We start from the raw sequence: 19,741 nt of genomic DNA, 5'->3' as shown, positions 1-19,741 counted from the left end.
AGACGTTTCAAAAATTGGGGCAAACATCATGAACACAAAAACACCAGTCCACTATACTGGCGTAGCTAAATTCCTGCATTGGGCGATCGCGCTGCTCATCATCATGATGCTGGTATTTGGACAGGGCTTTGATGACATCACTAACCCAGATGACATGGCGTTCTCTCTGAGGGGGCATTCGACGCTGGGCTTTACCGTGATAACTCTGCTGGTCTTGCGCATATTGTGGCGGCTTGGAAACCCGCCACCTGCGCTGCCAACGACGGTTGCGCCAATACAACGCACCTTATCAAAGCTCTCGCACCTGCTGCTTTACGCTCTGATGATCTATGTGCCAGCGACAGGCATCTACACAGCAGCGGCGCATGAATATGCTGTCTTGCCTTATGGAGCGTTCGACGTGCGGGAGGTCTTTGGCTTTCTAGGAGCCAGTGAATTTGACGGGCGGCGTTTCCTGCACGAACTTGGCACTTGGCTGTTGATTGCTCTCTTGGCTGTCCACATCACCGCCGCATTCTTGCATCAATTTGTCCAGAAAGACGGCGTGCTGCGCCGCATGTGGTTTGGACGCGGCAAAAAGACGCACGATCTAACCTGATGATTAGGCATCTGATCAATCTGTGCGCCACCCTGTTAGCATTTGCCGCATTTCCAGTCACGGCACAAGATACGCAGAAGCCCAATTTCCTGATCGTAGTGGCCGATGATATGGGCTGGTCCGATCCCGGATTTCTAGGCAGCCGGATCAGAACACCGACGCTAGATGGCCTAGCGCAGCGCGGCATTTTCATGTCGCATTTCTATGTGGCGCCAACCTGTTCTCCAACCCGGGCCATGCTGATGACGGGGGTGAGCAATCATGCGGCTGGCGTCGGCACTATGCATAATCTCCAGGCCGAAAATCAGATGGGCCATCTCGCCTATGGTGCTCAGCTTCATGATGGTGTCGTAACCGTCGCAGAGATGCTGAGTTCCCATGGCTACAGCACTATGATGAGCGGCAAGTGGCATCTTGCCATTGATGAAGAACAAAGACCGCATCGTCGTGGATTTGCACGCAGTTTTGGCCTTGTTGAAGGCGGTGCAAGCCATTTCGCCGATGCGAAAATGATAACGCCATCGGAGAACGTCACCTACCTTGAGAATGGGCAGTCAACGCAGCTGGCGAACGATTTCTATTCCACCATCGGCTACACCGACAAGATCATCGAATACATAAATGAGGCCGGTGACGAGCCGTTTTTTGCCTATCTGACCTACACAGCGCCGCATGATCCTTTGCAGGTGCCCGATGATTGGATTGACCGCTATAAAGGCGTGTTTGACGATGGCCCCGAAGTATCGCGCGAAGAACGACGCCAGCGTCTCATTGCACTAGGTCACATTCGCGCCGACGCTGAAATGGCAGAAGCGCTCAACTTCCCGTCATGGCTCGATTCCCACCAAGCACCTTGGGCTGAGAGAAGCGATGAGGAACGCCGCACTCATGCCAAACGCATGGAGATCTATGCCGCAATGGTCGAACTGCTCGATCAGGAACTGGGCCGAGTGATCGCTCAGCTTGAAGCCAATGATCAGCTTTCCAACACCTACATCATGTTCATGTCAGACAATGGCGCAGCGGTCACAACGCCCCTCGCCTATCGCGGCAACACGCGCGAATGGCTGCATGAGAATTTCGACCTCAGCCGCGAAGAAATGGGGCAAATGGGGTCCTTCACTTCCATGGGCCGCGACTGGGCGCATGCAAGCAACACACCGTTTAGCCGGTTCAAGGGGTCCGTGGCCGAAGGCGGGGTGCGCTCTCCTTTGATTGTCGCAGGGCCGGGTTTGGAAAACGGCGTCACGCGCACCATGCCCGCGCATGTCACCGATCTGGTGCCAACAGTCTATGAGCTCGCCGGCATCAATCCCGCTAACGACCCGCTCTATGAGGGGAGGCTGCAACCGCAAGGAACCTCGATCGCTCCAGTCTTTGAAGAAGCCAGCTTCGATGACGCGCGCGTCCTATTCAACGAGCTTTTCGGCAATTCCATGGTGCGCAAGGGGCGCTGGAAGGCAGTTTGGCTAAGTCCCCCTCTAGGAAGCGGTGAATGGGAACTGTTCGATATCGTGGCCGATCCCAGCGCCACCAACAATCTTGCCAAAGCTCACCCAGAAGTGATCTCTGAGTTGGTTGCTGCTTATGATGAGTTTGCGCAAGAGAACGGCGTTATTCCGCCGCATCCGCGCCGCAGCCTGCAATCGAACATCTGGTACGAAGGTGAGTGCAATTGGTGGTGCGGCGCGAAGTTCAGTTTTGTTAACACGTTGGCCAATCCCACGGGTCGCGTAATCCTGCTCGTCGGTTTTCTGGGAGTTGTCGGCGTTATCCTATTTCTCGCGATCCGATGGCTGCGGCGTCGCCGCAAGGTGGCACGTTACGGAGCTTAGGAATGCCTACCAAGCAATATGATGTCTTGATCGTCGGCTGCGGTCCGGTCGGTGCGACCCTCGCAAACTTGCTGCGGGAAAGCGGGCATTCGGTTGCGATTTTCGATCGGGACAAGGCAGTGTTTCACTGCCCGCGTGCGATGATGTTCGACCCTGAAAGCTGCCGGATCTACCAACGGATGGGCATTATGGACCGGATGTTCCCGGATGATGCCAAGCCGTTCCAGACCTTTCGTATGGTCAATCACAAGCGCAAAACCCTGGTGGAAATGGACTACAGCAAGGTCCCGCCAAGCCTTGGTCACTCAGGTGTTGGAACCATGTTCCACCAGCCCACCTTGGAGCGCCACTTACGCGAAGACTTCGAGCTGGGCGTGAAAGTCGACAGCTTCCTTGGCTATGAAGTTCTCAGCGTTTCATCGGGCTCTGAGCATGCGACCCTGACCGCGAAGAACACTGACACGGGCGAAGAGACGCAGTTCACCGGAGGATACATTGTTGGCTCCGATGGCGGGGCAAGCCTATGCCGACGCTCGATTGGCGCAAAGCGAATAGACTTCAACTATCGCCGCAAATGGATCGTCATCGACGTGGTCGTTCATGATCGCGCCTATTGGGACGGGTTGGAAGACTTCTCCGAATTCATGTGCCGTCCGAACGGGGCAACGGTGTTCGTCAAAGGGTGCCATGGTCATCTGCGCTTCGATTTTGAGATCGACGAAGACCTGGCTGATCAGTTCACCCATGACGATGCGATCGCGCACATCTCCAATTACATCGACACATCATCCATCGAGATACAGCGATGCGCCCCATACAATTTCTATGCAGGAATGCCCGATATCTGGCGCAAGGACCGGATTTTGCTGGCTGGCGATGCGGCACACCAAACCTCACCCTTTGCCGGACAAGGCCTCAACATGGGCCTTCGAGATGCCGCTCATCTCAGTTTTCTGTTCGATCTGATCTTTGACGGCAAAGCCGACGACCGCATTCTCGATACCTATCACGAGGAACGCTGGCCGCATTGTGAGAAGGTCATCAATAGAGCCTCGCGCACTGGGCTTCAGTTAAGCACGACCAACAAATGGGAACAGCTTAAGCGCAACTTTGGTTTCTGGCTTGTCAGGATGTTCCCAAAATTTGGCGGAGTCGCCAATTCTGATGATCGCTATCCGGCTTATAGGGGCGGCTTGATCGGGACAGGACACCGCCTGTGCGGGAGACGATTGTGCCAACCCGAAATTGTCGATGCCTCAGGTCAGCGCACGTTGCTTGATGAAGTGATCGGGCACGGGTTTGTGCTCTTGGTGTCTGATCGAGCTGAAGGCGAAAGCATCTCTTGGTTCAAAGTGGAGTTTGGCGCCTCGGTTTTCGTGATCGGCAAAGACTTTCAGGATATCGATGGTAGGCTGGCCGACTTCACTGGCGGCAAAGCCGTGCTAGTGCGCCCCGATCGCTATATCTTCGGCGCAAACGAAAATGCGGACGAGCTTTGCACGGCATTTCGCTCCAGGCTCGCCCGATTTCAAACCTAACCTGATCAGAATTCCTTCGCCGCAGCTTTCGCTGCTTTTTTCGCCTTGGCCAGTGCTTCATCAAGAGCTGGCCCCGGCATACCCGTGGGCTGAACCCGGATCAGGTTGATGTCGGTAAAGCCGAGGAAGCGGAAAATGTGATCGATATAGGTGCTGGCAAAGTCAGTCTTGGGCGCGTCCGATGCCAGCGGGAAACGGTCCTCATACGGGCTGCCGCTTGCCATGATCACTTGCAAAGGCCGGTCTGTGATTTGGCCCACATATTCAAACTTATTGTTGACCATCACCGTCACGCCAACTTGGGTCACAAGGTCGATCCAGTGCTTAAGGCGGTAAGGAATTGAGAAGTTCCACATCGCCGTCGACAACACCACTTTGTCCGCTGACTTCAGCCGCTCAATCTCTTGCATCACGCCAGCCCATTCGCCCTGCGCCTCAATCCCTGAACCGGTGGTCATCAGCTTCATGAGGTTTTCCATTTTCTGGTTCGCACCTTGCATTCCAAGCGGGGCCAGTTCGGTCTCAAACAAAGGTAAATGCTCAATCTCATCATCAGGATTGGCCGCTTTGTAGCTTTCCAGAAAATCATTTGCGACTTGGCTGGAATACGAGCTCTCTTTGCGCGGGCTGGCTTCGATAAAAAGTACTTTCGCCATGGGATGCATCCTCTGTTTCTTGGATTTGGGTTGGGATGATCTAAGCCATCAAAGCGATTGGCCATCATCCACGGTAAACGTGCCTCCGGTGACGTGGCGAGAGGCGTCTGAGCACAGGTACATCGTCAGATCATCCAGTGCGTCGATATCCATCAGGCGCTTGCGATGCCAACCAGCGATCTGTCGCGCACCTCCCTCAGTATCAAACCAGTCGCCCACGATCTCAGTGCGAATATAGCCGGGTTGGATGGTGTTGACGTTGATGCCCTTTCGAACCCATTCACGGGCAAATAGTCGGCCAAGATGGGCAACGCCCGCCTTGCTAGCAGCGTAGGCAGCATCACCCGGCGCATTCATTTGTGCGGTAATCGACCCGATCAGCACAATGCGCCCTTGGCTCGCATCGGGAGAATTTGCGGCAATCATCCGCTTTGCGCCCTCGCGGGCAAGCAAGTACACGCCAAGAAAATTGGTGTCGAGAACCGTTCGGAGGCCTTCAATAGGCACGTCGGTTGAACGTCCATTTGCAGCCGTTCCCGCATTTGCGATGACCGTGTCGACGGTGCCGAACGCGGCCTCCGCTTTGTCGTAAGCCGCAACAACAGACGCCTCATCAGTCACATCGAGAGCCACCGCCAAGGACCTTCCCCCAGCGTCCTCGATTTCACCCGCGAGCGCTTTGGTTCTCTCAGTCCTACGCGCACCGAGAATGACGTTTGCCCCCGCATTGGCAAGGACGCGTGCGAGATGCGCACCAATGCCGGATGAAGCTCCGCTCAACATCACAGTACGATTTTTTAGGTCTGAGATCATCGCTTGTCTCTTCGGTCGTCCTGCTTGGATTGCGGAGCAAAAGCTGTCCTTCGCAAGGATTTTCACTTCCAAACTGCTCATTGGAGCTTTAGGTTTTAATTGCTAAGCAATCAACAAATATTATTGATGCGCGAGGGTGCCTTTTGGTGTTTCAATGCCCAGGTACGTTCTGGATTTACAACCTGGCACTGCGTCTTGGCTCGGGTGTAAGCGGCTAGTCAGCTTGGCGGCTAGGTCAACTTATTCGAGGCAGTCCACTGCCGACCCAACTGCTGTCATTGCCGAATTCTGTGCCCCTGACTCAACTTCAAAGATCCCAGGCGAGGGAAGAAACGGGTTTTGAAATTTAGAAGCTAAAGTCTGTCAAAGGCATAGGCACTTACACACGACGTTCAATATTGAGGGAAATCATGAATAGCGAATTGGTAAATCTGGACGTGAGCGACGGTATAGCCACCGTCACGCTCAACCGACCTGAGGCAATGAACGCACTTTCTATAGCGTTGCGGGCGCAGCTCTATGATGTGATCCGCGCTGTTGATGAAGATAGCGCTGTCCGCGCGGTGATCCTGACCGGAGCGGGTGATCGCGCTTTTACTGCTGGTATTGATTTGAAGGAATTGGGCTCCATAGCGGGTGCCTTGGGGAGCGCGGGAAGCGATACTGTTAAGAAGAACGACCCTGCTCAGGCGATAGAGCAATGCCGCAAACCGGTCATCGGCGCGATCAACGGGGTGGCCATTACCGGTGGCTTTGAACTTGCACTGGCTTGCGATGTTTTGATCGCTAGCACCAACGCTCGCTTTGCCGATACCCATGCCCGCGTAGGTGTAATTCCAGGATGGGGTTTATCACAAAAGCTCAGTCGGGTTTTGGGGATCAGCCGCGCGAAGGAATTGAGCTTTACCGGAAACTTCATTGACGCGCAGCAAGCGCTGGATTGGGGGTTGGTAAACCATGTTGTCGCACCAGACGAGTTGCTGCCGCTCGCACGCAAACTCGCTAGCGAGATGGCCACTGTCGACCCCAAATTTCTCACAACCTACAAAAAGCTAATCGATGACGGCTATGCCACCAATTTTGGTGATGCAATCGAGATGGAATATAAATTGGCGTCTGCCGCCAATGCGGAAATCTCTCCCGAGGGTGTTGAGGCGCGCCGCAAGGGCATTTTGGAGCGGGGACGAAAACAGTAAGTCAATCAAGCAAGGTTGGGTCTTGTTTGGGCGTGATACAATCGCCGCCTACACCCCCAATGCCGGTCATCGGCCGCCGCCTTGATCCGGGCCAGTGTCAGTCGTAGAATATTGGCTTGAACTGTGCCGCAAGCCGAAAGTCCGCTGTCCGTGGCTATCAGCTAGATCGGACAGTCCACTCTCGGCCGAAATTTTCACCTGCAGTATGGCCAGGCCGTCCTGCCATTTCTGTATCGGATGATAGGACTGCGCAGCATTGCCTTGGCGAGAGGGGTGTTAGTTACTTGCAATTCGTGGTTGCCTTCTTCTTTTGGACCACCTTCATCAAGCGACGTCCAATAGGCTCGATCCGGGATAAATCGCGAAGGTCCATCGTGACAGAGCCGAAGAATCTATCAGGCTCTAGCACTGAGCTTTCTGTAATTCTGATCTCTACGCGCTTGGCGGATTTCATTCTGGCAAGTTCATCATTTGTGAGAAGGCCGATCGCCCTAGCATTGCCATTGGATACTTCATTGTGTCCTGCAGCGTGAACAAGCACCCCATCAGCATAGACATAATGGTTCAGAGAATAACTGGGAATGTGGGCCGATCCAAGCGAGAGCCGATAGCGGATATTGCCGTTATCTGAGTACCGGACATAAAAGGACGGCTTTCGCCATTTGCCAGAACCCGTGATTTTCAGCGGGGTAATCTGGTAATAATTGTGGTGGCCGTAAACCCGCCAGTCTTCGCTCTCAATGAGCTCGCCACACAAATTCAAGCGAGGCACAAATTGCACCGGCGTTATCGTTTCTTGAGGGGGAGAAAGCAAGGAAGCCGAAGCCGCTATTATTGCTGCATACATGACTGGGTCCTTTCATCTAATCGGAGATGTATTTTGGCCATGTCTATGAGAGCCCGAGGGCTCCCTAGATTGCGCCCTTGCTGAAGCTCTTTAGGAATCCACTCACACCCCTGCTCTCATGCTGGTGAGCCAGTCTATGGTGGACTTATCCAACTGCTGGGCGCTCGGGCCGCGGGTTGCTTTATCAATTATCGAAGGATTGTCGGGATTGCTTGAAATCTCTTTCATGACGGAAAGAACCGCAGACCATTTGCCCGTCGGGGACGCCGCTTCGAGCTCTTCAGGCGTGATAGACTGAAACCGCGATGACGCCTCAGACCAGTCACCACGTCCCATAGCTATCAATCCCCGTAGGAATATGATCTGAGCAAGTCCGGTCGGGAAATCATCTTCAAAAACACTTTCTACAATGTCGAGGTCTTGAGATGCTTCGTCGTATCGGCCTTGCTTGACCGAAATTGACGCCAAGTTGACGCGCGGGCCTTCACAATAAAGTGCAGTCGGCACACGCTCACAAAAAATCGATTTCGAGATTTTTTGGTTTGATGCAGCTTCTTCAAGCCGCCCGATGCTTTCAAGGTAGATGCCATAATAATTGCGCGCTGATGCCTCGGGCAGGCTACCTTCGTCGTAGATCGATTTTATCGATGAGAGCAGCTGATCGAACCTGTCGCTAGTGTCTGCGCGACCTAAGGCGCTGCTGACGAAGGCTTGCATGGATTTCCGATTGACCCGGATATACGGCGCGATTTCGTCGGTTTCCTTTGAACGTAGCCATTCGAGGGTTTCGAAAGCGGTCTTGGGATCGCCAGTCCTGAGCTGCGCTTGAGCCACCAGCACAATGGCGTTGTACTTTCTTCGGTCCAAGGGAACATCGTTTTCACGCACGATCGCTAACCAAGGCCGCAGGCCGCTTAGCGCATCTTCAAAATCACCACCCTGTGATCTTATCATGCCGTCGGCGTAGGCGCGCGCTGCCCGAAGATCCGCGGATGGTTTGGCAATTTTGTCATAGTCGGCGTTTGCCAGAGCGACTTGAGAAAGAGCCTCGCGTTGATTGTCTGTCGCAGAGCGGCTGCCAGCAATCAGAAGGCTGTTGGCCATTGCGTATCGCGTTGTGGCCAGTCTTTCGAGTTCACCCAGTTTCGCAAGAGGGGGAACTGCTGCCTTGAGATGCTTCAATTCTGCTTTGACATCGCCGCGCCCGCGATACGCTTCGGCAAGGATCAGGTGAAGCGTTGAAAGTTCTGTTGGATCGGTCGTTGCATTGGAAGCATTCTGGCTGGCGCGCTCAAGAAGCTGTTCTACTGATTCTCCAGAACTTCCGGTTGTGCTGCGAGGATCGGCGGACAGTAGGATTGAACGCAGAGCATCTCTGGCCATTGCGGCTTCATTAGCCTCTGCCAGAATGCGTTCGTTCGCAGCCTTCTGCGAAATCGAAAGAATGCCAAATGATGCAGCAAGAACGGCAAGGATCGCCAACGCGCTCAACAGAACAGGCCGGCGCTTTTTGGCTCTCTCAGCCTTTGCGATCAGTTCGCTCTGTTTCTCTTTGGCCTCTACTCGGCTCTGATAGCGATCAAGCCGAACGAATAGTTCAGAGGCGTCTGACAAACGCTTAGAAGGGCTACGTGCGGTACAGGCCGCGATGTCCTTGCGTAAGACCGGACAAGCTATTTCGTCTTGCCAGTTCGCTTCGAAAGGGAGCGCCGATGAACCTGCAAAAATCTTATAGAGGATGATCCCAATCGCATATACATCGCTTTGAACCGTGATTGGGCTCTGATCGAAAAGTTCCGGCGCGCAATAGGCCAACGAGCCTGATCGGCGAATTCGCCAGCTCCGAGCTTGAGTGCCCCAACCATTCGATGACCCATCCGCCTCCGGCTCAACATAAGCGTGAGCGAAACCGCCTATACGGACTTCTTTGATGCCATCCCTACCTTTGCCTCCGTTCGCAAAGACATAGATGTTGGCGAGTTTCAGGTCACCGTGAATGACGCCAGCTTCGTTGAGTTTCGCGATCATCGAAACGATCTGCTTGGCAAGGCCAAGCCTTTCCTTCGCACTCAACTCGTCCAACAAGCCATGTGTATTGTCTAGATATTTGAGAGAATGCGGCGGGAGGTCCCAAGTGAGCGATTGATGGACAGGCATCTTCAGATTTGAACGCGGTTGAACAAATGAGTTCTTCGTCAGCTCGCTTTCATCCAGATAATCATAAACTCGTTTTTCATGTTGCAGCCTGCGTGCGCCATCGCTGGTGGTTGCAATTCGTATTCGGCAAGACTGCTCGACATCGTCCGAACGATGACCAATCCATTCTTCTATCCCTGAATTTATTCCGATCCGGTCGACTAGGATCGACCGAGCAGTTGCCACATGATCACCCGCCGACAAACGCTCGTGTGACGGAGCCGCCGCTGCTTGTGCTTCGGCTGTGACATCGGCATCGAAGAAGTATCCGCCGCGGCCTGTCTTCACCAGCGCAGCGGCTTCTGAGCTGATTTCGGCCGTGAGGCGCTTTCGGAGGTAGGAGACCGTGTTGTTCAGCACTTGCCCACCAGATGTATGGCCGCGTGCTTCATCTCGTGACAGGAGTTCCAAAAGATCATCACGCGCAATCAGCTCGCCCGCTCTTGCCATCAAAGCGCTCAAAAGTTTCAAGGCAAGAGGTTCGAGATGGATAGCTCGGCCACAAAATCGAAGTTCAGACTTGGTGTTGTCGAGGACGAGCGGTGACTTCTCTCCAAGAGCAAAGGAAGTGAACCGAAAGATGGAGTGGTGATGCATTTCGCCCCTTTCTCAGCCGCCTCTGACAGGCTCTAAATAGACCGGCAGAGTCGAGTGCTTTGTCCAATCTGTCGAGGGCAATTATCAGAAAATTGGCGCTTCGTTATCGGTTCGTGATTGCTTATCGCTGTCCGGTTCTTGCTTATTGAAATCCGAAAAAACCAAATGCAACCAGAACAGCAACGTGGATTTAAGCCGGAGGGTAAGTATGCGATTAAAGGTCTTGATTGGCGCGCTAGCGTGTACACTCAGCGCAACCTCACTGGCGTCATCTCAGGCAGGCGGAGCACCGCCGTCGTCTATTATTGGTAAGTACCTCGTCTACAAGTCAGGTGCCGTCACGAGCTTCTACAAGCGCAACTTGATCTTCGGTTTTACTCAGACCGTCGAACGCTATGAATATTCGAAAGAAGGCAAGCAAGGCGCGGCGGGGCTAGCCACTTACAATGCGCGGGCTGGAACCATTGAGATAAAGGAGATACTTCCCGCCGAGGACAAAGCCGAGCTGATAAGAAAGAACAGCATTTACCGGCGCTGTTCTGGAGACATCTTTAGCGCGCCGGTTCGCTTCCGGATCGAGCCGGCAATCAACCGGACCACAAGAGCCCCGTTGGCTGGTGTGTGGAATGTTCGACAGGACACCTACACCTGTGAAATCATCAATGTTCGGCACCGCTCGGGCAACAATAGCTGCACCACCACTTGCGTCCGCTACTTCAAAGAGTCTAGCCCGAGGCTAAGGAATATGAAGCTCTACTCTGACCGAGGTCGGGCGATCGCCCTTGGCAAAGGTCGAACGAGCTAACTCCATGCGCATCTTGAGACGTCCTGTTGCGTTACTAATTGCCTGTTTCGCATTGGCTGGCTGCTGGGAGAGTAAGCAGAAAATCTACGACAGCTCCGATTTCTACCATCGCAAGAGTGATGAGATCATCACGATTAGCGATCAATACGGCCCGCTCGGCCTTCATTTTGCAGGCGCTTCAAAGTGGCACTTGCCGATCTATACCGATGCAGAGCCGAACACGACCGAGTTCTTGTTCCGAAAATTTCGGATTGGAATGGTTCCGATCGACCGGGCACTCGCTAACGAGCAATCCGCCAACTGGATCTCGGAGCGCAAACATTCCAGCACACTTCTGAAAGGCGGGAAGGCTAACCTTTTCATAATTGTGCTGGAGGCTGACGAGGTCCAGGGTCAAGGATTTGCTTTCGGATATTTTGAAGGAAACAAGCTGAGCATCTGTCCCGAGGTGCTGCAAAATGGATCGGCTTTCCACGATCGCTTCAAGACCTTCGTTCGGGCTGATGGAACGCCGGCAAACAAGAAACGCGGCGTTGCCAATCTGATCTGGTACAGCGCTGGAGCTGCGCAGCAGCAAGGTAATTTGGATTGCTCCCACTACACGGTTGCGGCGCGTTCTGAGGAAGAATTTGAGGGAATCCTTCAGGCTATTGATCGCGGCGACGCTCTTCGGGCCCAAGGGGGTAGGACATTTCCAAGCCCGTTGCCTGCACCAAAACCTGAATCTCAAACGCAGCATGATCCATCCGCAAAGGGAGAATGCGCTTCCACTGAGATCATCTGCCAGAATCTGCGCGATTACGCCGAAGGACTCGAGAAGATTTTAGAAGATCGGAATTGAGCGAATGTTTAGGAAAATTAATTATTTACACATCGCTATTGGATTCGTGTTCACTTCCGTTCATGCAGCGTCAGCTCAAGCGCAAACGCCGACGAAGTACGGATACCTCGGCTGGATCCACTGCAGTGAAGGATACGGGGGCGCAGTGTCTTGGAAGGGCTACCCGCTCGATAATGCGGAGCAGGCCGCAAAATACCCACGCAGCAGTCTTCACAACGTGCACGTACATGTCCTCAAAGCGAAAGCCGACGTCGAACGAGATGGAAAACAGGCTCATGATCGAGCGGTAAAACTGTGTGCAGCCAAGATCGCTATGTTCAGTCGTCCTAAAAAGAAGGATCTGGTCTCGACGCTGGATATGAGTGAATATCTTCGGAAGAGCCTATATCCGACCGACACTGGGCGCATTATAGTGTTCGACGATGAAGATCGCATCATCGGCGTGTCCGACGTATTGGATATGCGCCAAGTCGGTGGCTTGTACGCTCAGCACCTCATGAGGCAGCGGCCAGAGAAGTAAGGGCCACGCCGCGCTAACAGATGGTCGTCCTTTGCGACTAGCCAGCCCCGACTATGATTGTCGAGGAAGGACACAAGGCTTCTGGCAGTGCCAACCGAGTGCATTTCGAGAGTTCAATTTTATATTTGGCTAGCGAAGCGTCTGCTTATTGCGAGTTGTCGCACCCAACCGGACATTCCGCACTCGGCCCACAAGCGGAACGTCGGCTTTCACGGCCTTGTCACTTGTAAGCGGGCAGTCCACTTGTGTCCGAGAATCTGCCACCGCTCATTGCATTGGACTGGTTGGGAACCGGTAAATTGGCTAATTCCCACAAGTGGTCGTGAGCAGACCGATAGCGTTGAGGGAAACAACCCAACAAGCGGATGTACAATTCATGGGTTTGACCAACAGGTCGATTGCGATCCGTCCCCAAAGAGTCGGCGCGTACATTCGGCAACTTGGCCGAACACCTAAACTCGATCAGACTATTGCCAAAGCCGCACCAGAACCATCATTTCCAATACGTAATGTTTCTGGTGCAGCAGCCTGTAGGGTTCAGAGAGAATGCGTGTCTGACGAGCCGAAGTGGTGATGTTCGGCACGCATTGCATTGGTCTCTCAGTATCCAGCATCCTTTGCATCGTTAGTGGCTCTTGCCGTAGCGGGTGCAGCCGCAGCGGTGCGGATTAAAGTTTGAGCCTCGGCAATCGCAGCCGACTGCTCCATTTCGCCCATGTGGACTTGCGTGCCGATCTCAAGCAAGCGGCCACTGATGACAGTGCCAGTGTTGGCCTCTTCCTCGACAGTTACGCCGTTGCCGCTTGCGATCGCTTTATCCCATTCTGCGCGCACGACGGCCCAATAATCCTCGGTCGCTTTCCAGTATGCATCAGCGGCTCCAGTGGGATAACCGTCAAATGCGACATAGGTGTTGAGCACGCTCTCCTGGACATAGGGCACAGTTTCACCGTCGACCCACTTCATCTTCGTGTTGTCTTGCCAATGAATCCAGCCGCCCGGAAAGGGCTGATGACGGTTGATCGAGCGGTAGTGATCATAATCCGGATTTCGCGTCGCATCGCGGCGGGCGAGCGGGCGCACGGTCCAATTTGATCGCCAGCGGCGCACACCATTGGTGGTTTCCCATTGCCCCCACCCGGCATAGCGCGGGCTGTCATCCACCTGGTAGACTGTTTGCGACCAACGACCAGCTCGCATTGGTTCCGGCACATCTTCCAGCACCCATTTGCCCGTGCTGTTGTAAGTCAAGATTTGCTCAGGCTCATATTCCCAATCCTGCCGCCAGTGCTTGATGACAAACGGGTTCGCTTCCGGTCCAACCACCAGCAGGTGCTGCAGCACAATCTTGCGGCCCGTATCCTCGATCACCCGCACGCTTTCATGCCCGCCTGAGATTTTGGCATCGATCGGCTCATAGCCTTCGCGCCAAGGGGTCGTTTCTTTCATATCGAAGGTAACTTTGAAGTCGCCTGCCATTGCCAGAATGTCGGCGCGGTCCGCCTCGAACGATGCGCTTTCCTGAGCGCTTGTGCGTTCACCGACAGGGGCGTCAGCGAGTGCTGGGCTGGTTGCAAGAGCAAGGGCGCAAACGGCGCCGCCAAATAAGTTTGCAAGTTTCACGGGTTCATTCTCCTGAGATCAAAAAGCGGCGCTGAGCGAGACGCTGAAATTGCGGCCGGGTTGAGTGAAGGCTTCGGTGATGGTGGACGCATCAGTCAGGCCGCGAACATCGCTCCAATAGGAATAGGCCCTATCCGTGATGTTGAAGAGGCCGGCGCGCAGCGTGAATGTGTCGTTGAAGCGGTAGAAGGCCGTTGCATCAAAGATCGCGAACTCTTCTGGACGGAAACAAGTGCCATTGCACACGCCGACCGTTTCATTCGCTTCCTTGCGCGCATTGTAAGTGACGATCAACTCGCCGCCGAAGCGCCGATCCGGGTCGCGATAGCCAATGCCGAACACCGCATTGAGCGGGTCGATGGTCGAAAGAGCAGCAACAGGCGCGCCGGGTGATTGCACCTCGCCATCGGCATAGGCGATGGCGAACCGGGTGCGGAAACCGTTCTGCGCCTGGTAGCTGGCTCTTGCCTCGACGCCGTTGACCTTGACGCTGTCGAGATTGACGAATTGGAAAACACTGGGATCAAATGGCGTGCCGGTGCCGCTAACAACCTCTTGGCTTATGAAGTTGTCATAGTCGGCGACAAAGCCAGTGAGCGACAGATCAATCTCATCCGTGCCGTAGCGCACACCGCCCTCAAATGTTTCGCTGGTTTCTGGCTCGAGATCCGGGTTGGGCGCAGAGGTGTAGCCGAATGCCAGGTTTTCAAAGAAGTTGTTGACCTGGCTTGGCGTTGGCGCGCGGAAACCTTGCGCGTAGTTTGCGAACAGGCGGACATCGCCATTGCCCAGCTTAAGAACCGCGCCGACTTTCGGTGAGAGGCGGGAGCCATCTTGTCCCGATGCTGAAAAGGTCGGCAAAAGCGGATCATCGGTCGGGTCCAGATCATAAAAGTCGAACCGTACTGCTGGGTAAAGCGTGAATGCGCCGTCAGCAATCTCCACCGCGTTACCCACAAATATGCCGCCGAGCGTGAAGTCGGTGACTGGGAAGGCGCGCGTGGGGAAGACCTCGCCAAATGGCGGCACCACTCCATCACGCAGGCCTTCTTGCCGGGTGAAGCTCACATCACCGCCATAGGAGAGCGTGTGCGAGACGCCGCCAGTGTCAAAGCTCGAACGGAAGTCTGCGACGCCGCCATAGACGCGGTTCTCAAACGTGTTGAGCCGTTCGCGATCAGGACGCGGTGTTACCCCGGTTGGTGAGCGATCTTCATCTGCAAATTGACGATCTTCGCCATCCTGCCAATAGGCAGCAAGATGGGCGTAATCGATAAAGCCAGTGCCAGCTTCATCAGCGGTCCATGTCCAATCGGCTGAAACGCGGGTGCGCTCTGTCGTGTCGAGCGCCGTTAGATTGTCGACAATCCAGCTGGGCGTTGGGCCGAATAGGAAGACAGGCCCGCGCCCGGTCAGCACATCGGAGAACACCTCGCGCTCAAGATACTCGCCGGTCAGACGAATGCGGTGGCCGCCATCGCTCCAGACCAATTTGCCGAGCAGTGCGTTGGATTCGCCGTCTTGGGGATTGGGCAAGGTGCGCGTGGGGCCTTCGCCGCCAACGTTTGCCTGGTTGTCGAGCTCTTCAAAATCGCGGCGCGAGTAGGCGAGCAGCGCCGAGAAATTTCCGACACTGCCCGCGATGGCAGACGTGCCAGCGAACTCATTGTCGGCAGAGCCATATTGCGCACGCATAAAGCCGCCGATGCGGTTCCCATCATCAATGAAATCTTCGGGGTCCGACGTTGTGAAGCTGATCGCGCCGGCCAGCCCGTCACTGCCGTAAAATGCTGACGCAGGCCCGCGCAGGATCTCGACCGACTTGATCAGGCCAAGGTCACTGGCGCTGTCTCGGCCAACGCTTTGCGCGCCAAATGCAAACCCTTGCGGCGCGCGAATACCATCCACCTGGATCAGCACACGGTTGCCGCCGATCCCGCGAATATTGAAATCCTCATTGCCAGCGCGCCCAGTCGTGCCGAGCGCAGCGCCAAAGCGGGCTGGAGCGCGGCGGACAGTAACACCTGGCTCAAAGCGCACGAGGTCGCGAATGTCGGTGACTAGCTCATCCGCAATCTGCTCAGCATCGATAACCGTCACCGTTGCGGGGGCGTCGGCAATCGTCACGGGCGCGCGCGTCGCAGTGACGGTGATAGTGTTTTGGTTGGTTTGTTGATCCTCTGCGGCTTCTTCCGAAGCGTTTGCCGCGCAAGCGGACATAATAGCGATGGCAGAACATGCTGCTCGGGCAGCATGACTGAGACGGGTAATTGACAAGTGAAATTCCTCCATAGTGATTCGCAAATGCGAGTCACTTGCATTAGCATCTAGTGGTGCCAGGATTTTGTCAATGCTGTTGACATCGCTTATCGACTTGCCATCGCCTGTCTTGAGAGCGATCTTGCGCCTCTCCACCCGCTCAACTTGGGGGAGTTATCCGTTCTTTGGTCACTACTTTCGTCTTTAGTAGTGGAGCGGACGCAGTCTTTTTGCTCGAAGGTAATCACCGCATCGTCCTGGAATTTGCGCAGTCGGTGCGACGGATCGAATTCGCGCAGCCTACAGCTACACATATTGAACTCAACTTTGCCGTCCTTCACGTCAGTTGCCTCTCTACGCTCGCCACGCCGAACGCCTTGGCTGGAAACGATCAGAAAGTCAGCCTGCCCATTCACCGGTTATCGCACGAAATTCCGATGCGCGGATCGATTGCCATACGCCAGCGCTGAAATAGGGGTCAGCTTCGAATTTGGCCCGGGCTTCCTTTTCATCGGTCGCCTTGATCACCAATAGAGAGCCGGATGGTTCTCCATCCTGCATCAGCGGACCAGCGACCGCGTAGTCACCAAGATGCGCATCGACATGCGCCATATGCTGGGCCCGGAACCTCTCGCGCAATGCGGGGCCGTTCTCGCCATCACGGCAGTAGAAAGCATATAGCGGCATTAGGAACCTTCATTCTGTTTGAGGCCTGAGCCAATTTGCGGCACAGCACCAGCTTGCCAATCATCGCCTGAAAACCGGATGGCGGGCGCAATGTGATTGGCACCGCCATCCGCCTCGATCAACAATCCGCGTTCGGCAATATGCGGCTGGTCGAGTGCCTCGCGAAAGTTCAGAACAGGCGCGAATGCAACATCTTTGTCTGCAAACCACGCCTCCCACTGATCGCGCGATTTCGTCCTGAAGGTGTCACGCAGGAATTGGATCAGTTCGCCCTGCTCTCCTGCCTCGCGCTCAGCATGAGCGATCAGGTCTTCGCGTCCCAATGCGGTGAGCAGGTTTTTCGCAAACTTGATCTCTCGCCCGCCAAGCGCGACGTGGCGCTCGTCTTTGGTGCGATATATCTGATAGAAGCCCGCCCCGCCCAATGATCGCTGGCGCGATGAAACCGGGCTTTGCCCGCCCGCTATCGCGCTGCTGGCGGTGTGCGCACTCCATGGCAGCAGGCTGTCGAACATCGCGCAATCAATATAGGCGCCCTCGCCGCTGCTAGAGCGACCGACGAGCGCCATCAAAACGGCGGAAAGGGCCGTTAACCCCGCTGCCAAATCCGCGCTGGCCACACCGGGGACCACGGGCGTTCCGTCGGCGCCATCATTGACGGACAAAAACCCAGCGAGCGCTTGCACCGCCATATCATGCGCCGGATGATGCGCGATTTCGCCAGTTTGGCCGAAGGCCGAGATTGAGCAGTAAATGATATCGGGCTTGATCGCTTTCACGCTATCAAAATCGAAACCCAACCGTTTCATCACGCCGGGCCGGAACCCTTCGACAAAAACGTCAGCAGTGCGGCAAAGCTCAGCCAAAGTGGTTTGGCCAGCCTCGCTCTTAAGGTCCAGAACCACGCTTTCCTTGCCGCGATTGAGGTTCGCAAACCACACAGAATGATCCGCGCCGTCATAGCGGGCACGCGGCTGCATATCGCGAGCGGGATCGCCTGCTTGTGGCTCAATCTTGATAACGCGCGCGCCTTGATCTGCCATCATCACGGTCATCATTGGACCGGGCAGAAACTGCGTTAGGTCAAGGACTGTAATCCCGGAGAGTTTGCCCATAATCGTTCAGAACCACGCTACTATTTGCTTCGAGAAAAAGCTCCGCGATTGCAGGCGGGCCTTGCATCACGTGTAAGCAGACTTGTGCGAAGGTCAAAGCCGGGATGGCCGCAATTTTTCCTACTGAGTGCAATTTTGCTAGCCCGGCCATGGCTCTTTTCCATTGTGGATGTCGATTGATGCGGCGGTGCGCGAGGATTGCGCACATCTCAAAAGTCACAACGTCACGCTGTATTTGAGGTGTAAGTAACTAAAAAAGAGCGCTTTCGCCTAAAAGTCACAGTTTCGAGAATCGCAAATGTGTTCCACAGAGCGCATCTCGCCCCTTGAAGTCACATTGAAATGTGATAACTCGCAAATATGAGCACATCAACAATCACACGCGTTCGCACACTCGTCGAAAGCGGCGAGATGACCAAAGCCGGCCTCGCCCGCGCCGCTGGCCTTCACGCCAACACTCTGCGCGATTGCGCGGATGAGGACTGGAACCCCACGACAGAGACGCTGACCAAGCTGGAGGCGTTCCTGGACGCCAATGACGAGCGCCCCGTTCTGGTCGGGATCGAAGAGATCATCGACGAAGCGCGCAATGGCAAGATGTACATTCTGGTCGATGATGAAGACCGCGAAAACGAGGGCGACCTGATCATCCCGGGGCAAATGGCAACGCCGGCCGCGATCAACTTCATGGCGACCTACGGGCGCGGCCTGATCTGTCTATCCCTAGATAAGGCACGGGTCGATCAGCTGGGCCTAGAGCCGATGAGCCGCAACAATAAGGAAAGCATGCAAACGGCTTTCACGATCTCGATCGAGGCGAAAGAGGGCGTGACCACCGGCATCTCTGCGGCGGACCGGGCGCGCACCGTCTCGGTGGCGATTGATGCAACCAAGGGCCCGGACGACATTGTTACGCCAGGCCATGTCTTCCCGCTGACAGCGCGTGATGGCGGCGTGCTGGTGCGCGCAGGCCATACCGAGGCGGCGGTCGATATCTCGCGCCTCGCAGGCCTCAACCCCAGCGGCGTGATTTGCGAGATCATGAACGATGATGGCTCAATGGCGAGGCTCGATGATCTGGTCGCCTTCGCCCGCAAGCATGATCTCAAGATCGGGACAATCCGCGATCTCATCGCTTACCGGATGCGCAACGACCATCTGGTTGAGCGGCTGGGAGAGCGCGCGTTCGATTCCGATTATGGCGGCCAGTGGCGGATGATCACCTATCGCAACACGGTGTCCGACAACGAGGCCTACGTTTTGCAAAAGGGCCACATTCAGCCCGGAGAGGCCACCCTCGCGCGCGTTCACCCAATCTCGGTGTTTGACGATGTGCTGGGCCAGCCCGGTCCGCGCAAACGCACTTTGCAACGCGCAATGCAGGCGATTGGTGAGCACGGCTCTGGGATCATCGTGATCCTGACCGGCCGGGTCGGCTCGAGCGGCGAATACACCGCCGATGAAGCCAATCGCAATGTCGGCATCGGCTCACAAATCCTCGCCGATCTGGGCGTCGATGATATGATCCTGTTGTCCAATTCACAGCCCAATGTCGTGGCGATCGAAGGCTACGGCCTGAACATCGTCGGGCACCACCCCATTTCGGAGTAAACAC

Annotated in this window: 16 protein-coding genes; 8 read left to right on the top strand and 8 right to left on the bottom strand. The window is 55.2% G+C overall.

Annotated features, from left to right (window positions below; all coding sequences use genetic code 11):
• Positions 1 to 28: 28 nt before the first annotated feature.
• The 3 genes from AC0V6M_RS11395 to AC0V6M_RS11385 are packed head-to-tail and all read left to right on the top strand — an operon-like array spanning position 29 to position 3,971.
• On the top strand, positions 29 to 598 hold the full coding sequence (locus AC0V6M_RS11395) for a cytochrome b (RefSeq protein WP_486138922.1): 570 nt from the start codon (positions 29 to 31) through the stop codon (positions 596 to 598).
• Entirely contained in the window at positions 598 to 2,433 is a 1,836-nt protein-coding gene (locus tag AC0V6M_RS11390; RefSeq protein WP_486138921.1) for an arylsulfatase, read from the top strand. The genes AC0V6M_RS11395 and AC0V6M_RS11390 overlap by 1 nt, the downstream gene beginning before the upstream one ends.
• Positions 2,434 to 2,435: 2 nt before the next feature.
• Positions 2,436 to 3,971, top strand: a complete 1,536-nt coding sequence (locus tag AC0V6M_RS11385) for an FAD-dependent monooxygenase (protein ID WP_486138920.1) — start codon at positions 2,436 to 2,438, stop codon at positions 3,969 to 3,971.
• Positions 3,972 to 3,976: 5 nt separating this feature from the next.
• Here AC0V6M_RS11385 and AC0V6M_RS11380 read toward each other — a convergent pair whose 3' ends face one another.
• Entirely contained in the window at positions 3,977 to 4,627 is a 651-nt protein-coding gene (locus AC0V6M_RS11380; protein ID WP_486138919.1) for an FMN-dependent NADH-azoreductase, read from the bottom strand.
• A 48-nt stretch (positions 4,628 to 4,675) separates the two neighbouring features.
• A complete protein-coding gene (locus AC0V6M_RS11375; RefSeq protein WP_486138918.1) occupies positions 4,676 to 5,440 on the bottom strand; it encodes an SDR family NAD(P)-dependent oxidoreductase in 765 nt (254 codons plus the stop codon).
• Positions 5,441 to 5,850: 410 nt separating this feature from the next.
• On the opposite strand from AC0V6M_RS11375, the gene AC0V6M_RS11370 reads away from it, so the two are divergent.
• Entirely contained in the window at positions 5,851 to 6,636 is a 786-nt protein-coding gene (locus AC0V6M_RS11370; RefSeq protein WP_486138917.1) for an enoyl-CoA hydratase, read from the top strand.
• Positions 6,637 to 6,916: 280 nt separating this feature from the next.
• On the opposite strand, the gene AC0V6M_RS11365 is transcribed toward AC0V6M_RS11370, so the two are convergent.
• Both AC0V6M_RS11365 and AC0V6M_RS11360 read right to left on the bottom strand, forming a co-directional pair.
• Positions 6,917 to 7,483, bottom strand: a complete 567-nt coding sequence (locus tag AC0V6M_RS11365) for a hypothetical protein (protein WP_486138916.1) — start codon at positions 7,481 to 7,483, stop codon at positions 6,917 to 6,919.
• Positions 7,484 to 7,585: 102 nt separating this feature from the next.
• On the bottom strand, positions 7,586 to 10,276 hold the full coding sequence (locus AC0V6M_RS11360) for a protein kinase domain-containing protein (RefSeq protein WP_486138915.1): 2,691 nt from the start codon (positions 10,274 to 10,276) through the stop codon (positions 7,586 to 7,588).
• 208 nt (positions 10,277 to 10,484) lie between these two features.
• On the opposite strand from AC0V6M_RS11360, the gene AC0V6M_RS11355 reads away from it, so the two are divergent.
• From AC0V6M_RS11355 to AC0V6M_RS11345, 3 genes are read left to right on the top strand one after another with little or no spacing between them, the layout of a single operon-like run.
• The gene (locus AC0V6M_RS11355; RefSeq protein ID WP_486138914.1) at positions 10,485 to 11,081 is read left to right on the top strand and encodes a hypothetical protein; all 597 of its coding nucleotides are present in this window, start codon (positions 10,485 to 10,487) and stop codon (positions 11,079 to 11,081) included.
• Positions 11,059 to 11,922 (top strand): hypothetical protein, encoded by an 864-nt coding sequence (locus AC0V6M_RS11350; protein ID WP_486138913.1) that lies wholly within the window; start codon positions 11,059 to 11,061, stop codon positions 11,920 to 11,922. The genes AC0V6M_RS11355 and AC0V6M_RS11350 overlap by 23 nt, the downstream gene beginning before the upstream one ends.
• Before the next feature lie 4 nt (positions 11,923 to 11,926).
• Positions 11,927 to 12,442, top strand: a complete 516-nt coding sequence (locus AC0V6M_RS11345; protein ID WP_486138912.1) for a hypothetical protein — start codon at positions 11,927 to 11,929, stop codon at positions 12,440 to 12,442.
• 600 nt (positions 12,443 to 13,042) lie between these two features.
• On the opposite strand, the gene AC0V6M_RS11340 is transcribed toward AC0V6M_RS11345, so the two are convergent.
• The 4 genes from AC0V6M_RS11340 to AC0V6M_RS11325 all read right to left on the bottom strand — a co-directional run bounded on the left by AC0V6M_RS11340 (position 13,043) and on the right by AC0V6M_RS11325 (position 18,126).
• A complete protein-coding gene (locus AC0V6M_RS11340) occupies positions 13,043 to 14,065 on the bottom strand; it encodes a DUF6607 family protein (RefSeq protein ID WP_486138911.1) in 1,023 nt (340 codons plus the stop codon).
• 18 nt (positions 14,066 to 14,083) lie between these two features.
• Entirely contained in the window at positions 14,084 to 16,342 is a 2,259-nt protein-coding gene (locus AC0V6M_RS11335) for a TonB-dependent hemoglobin/transferrin/lactoferrin family receptor (protein WP_486138910.1), read from the bottom strand.
• Between the two features lie 381 nt (positions 16,343 to 16,723).
• Positions 16,724 to 17,011 carry a YciI family protein gene (locus tag AC0V6M_RS11330; RefSeq protein WP_486138909.1) on the bottom strand — a complete coding sequence of 96 codons (288 nt, stop codon included), beginning with the start codon at positions 17,009 to 17,011 and terminating at the stop codon, positions 16,724 to 16,726.
• On the bottom strand, positions 17,011 to 18,126 hold the full coding sequence (locus AC0V6M_RS11325) for a CaiB/BaiF CoA transferase family protein (protein WP_486138907.1): 1,116 nt from the start codon (positions 18,124 to 18,126) through the stop codon (positions 17,011 to 17,013). The genes AC0V6M_RS11330 and AC0V6M_RS11325 overlap by 1 nt, the downstream gene beginning before the upstream one ends.
• 360 nt (positions 18,127 to 18,486) lie before the next feature.
• Here AC0V6M_RS11325 and ribB point away from each other — a divergent pair, with 360 nt between their 5' ends.
• Complete coding sequence (gene ribB, locus AC0V6M_RS11320) at positions 18,487 to 19,737, top strand: 3,4-dihydroxy-2-butanone-4-phosphate synthase (RefSeq protein WP_486138906.1); 1,251 nt, start codon at positions 18,487 to 18,489, stop codon at positions 19,735 to 19,737.
• Positions 19,738 to 19,741: the final 4 nt, after the last annotated feature.

This window comes from Erythrobacter sp. JB3-1, assembly GCF_057364995.1.
Note: the sequence above shows the minus strand (reverse complement) of the source record. Positions and strands in the feature narration are given on the sequence as shown.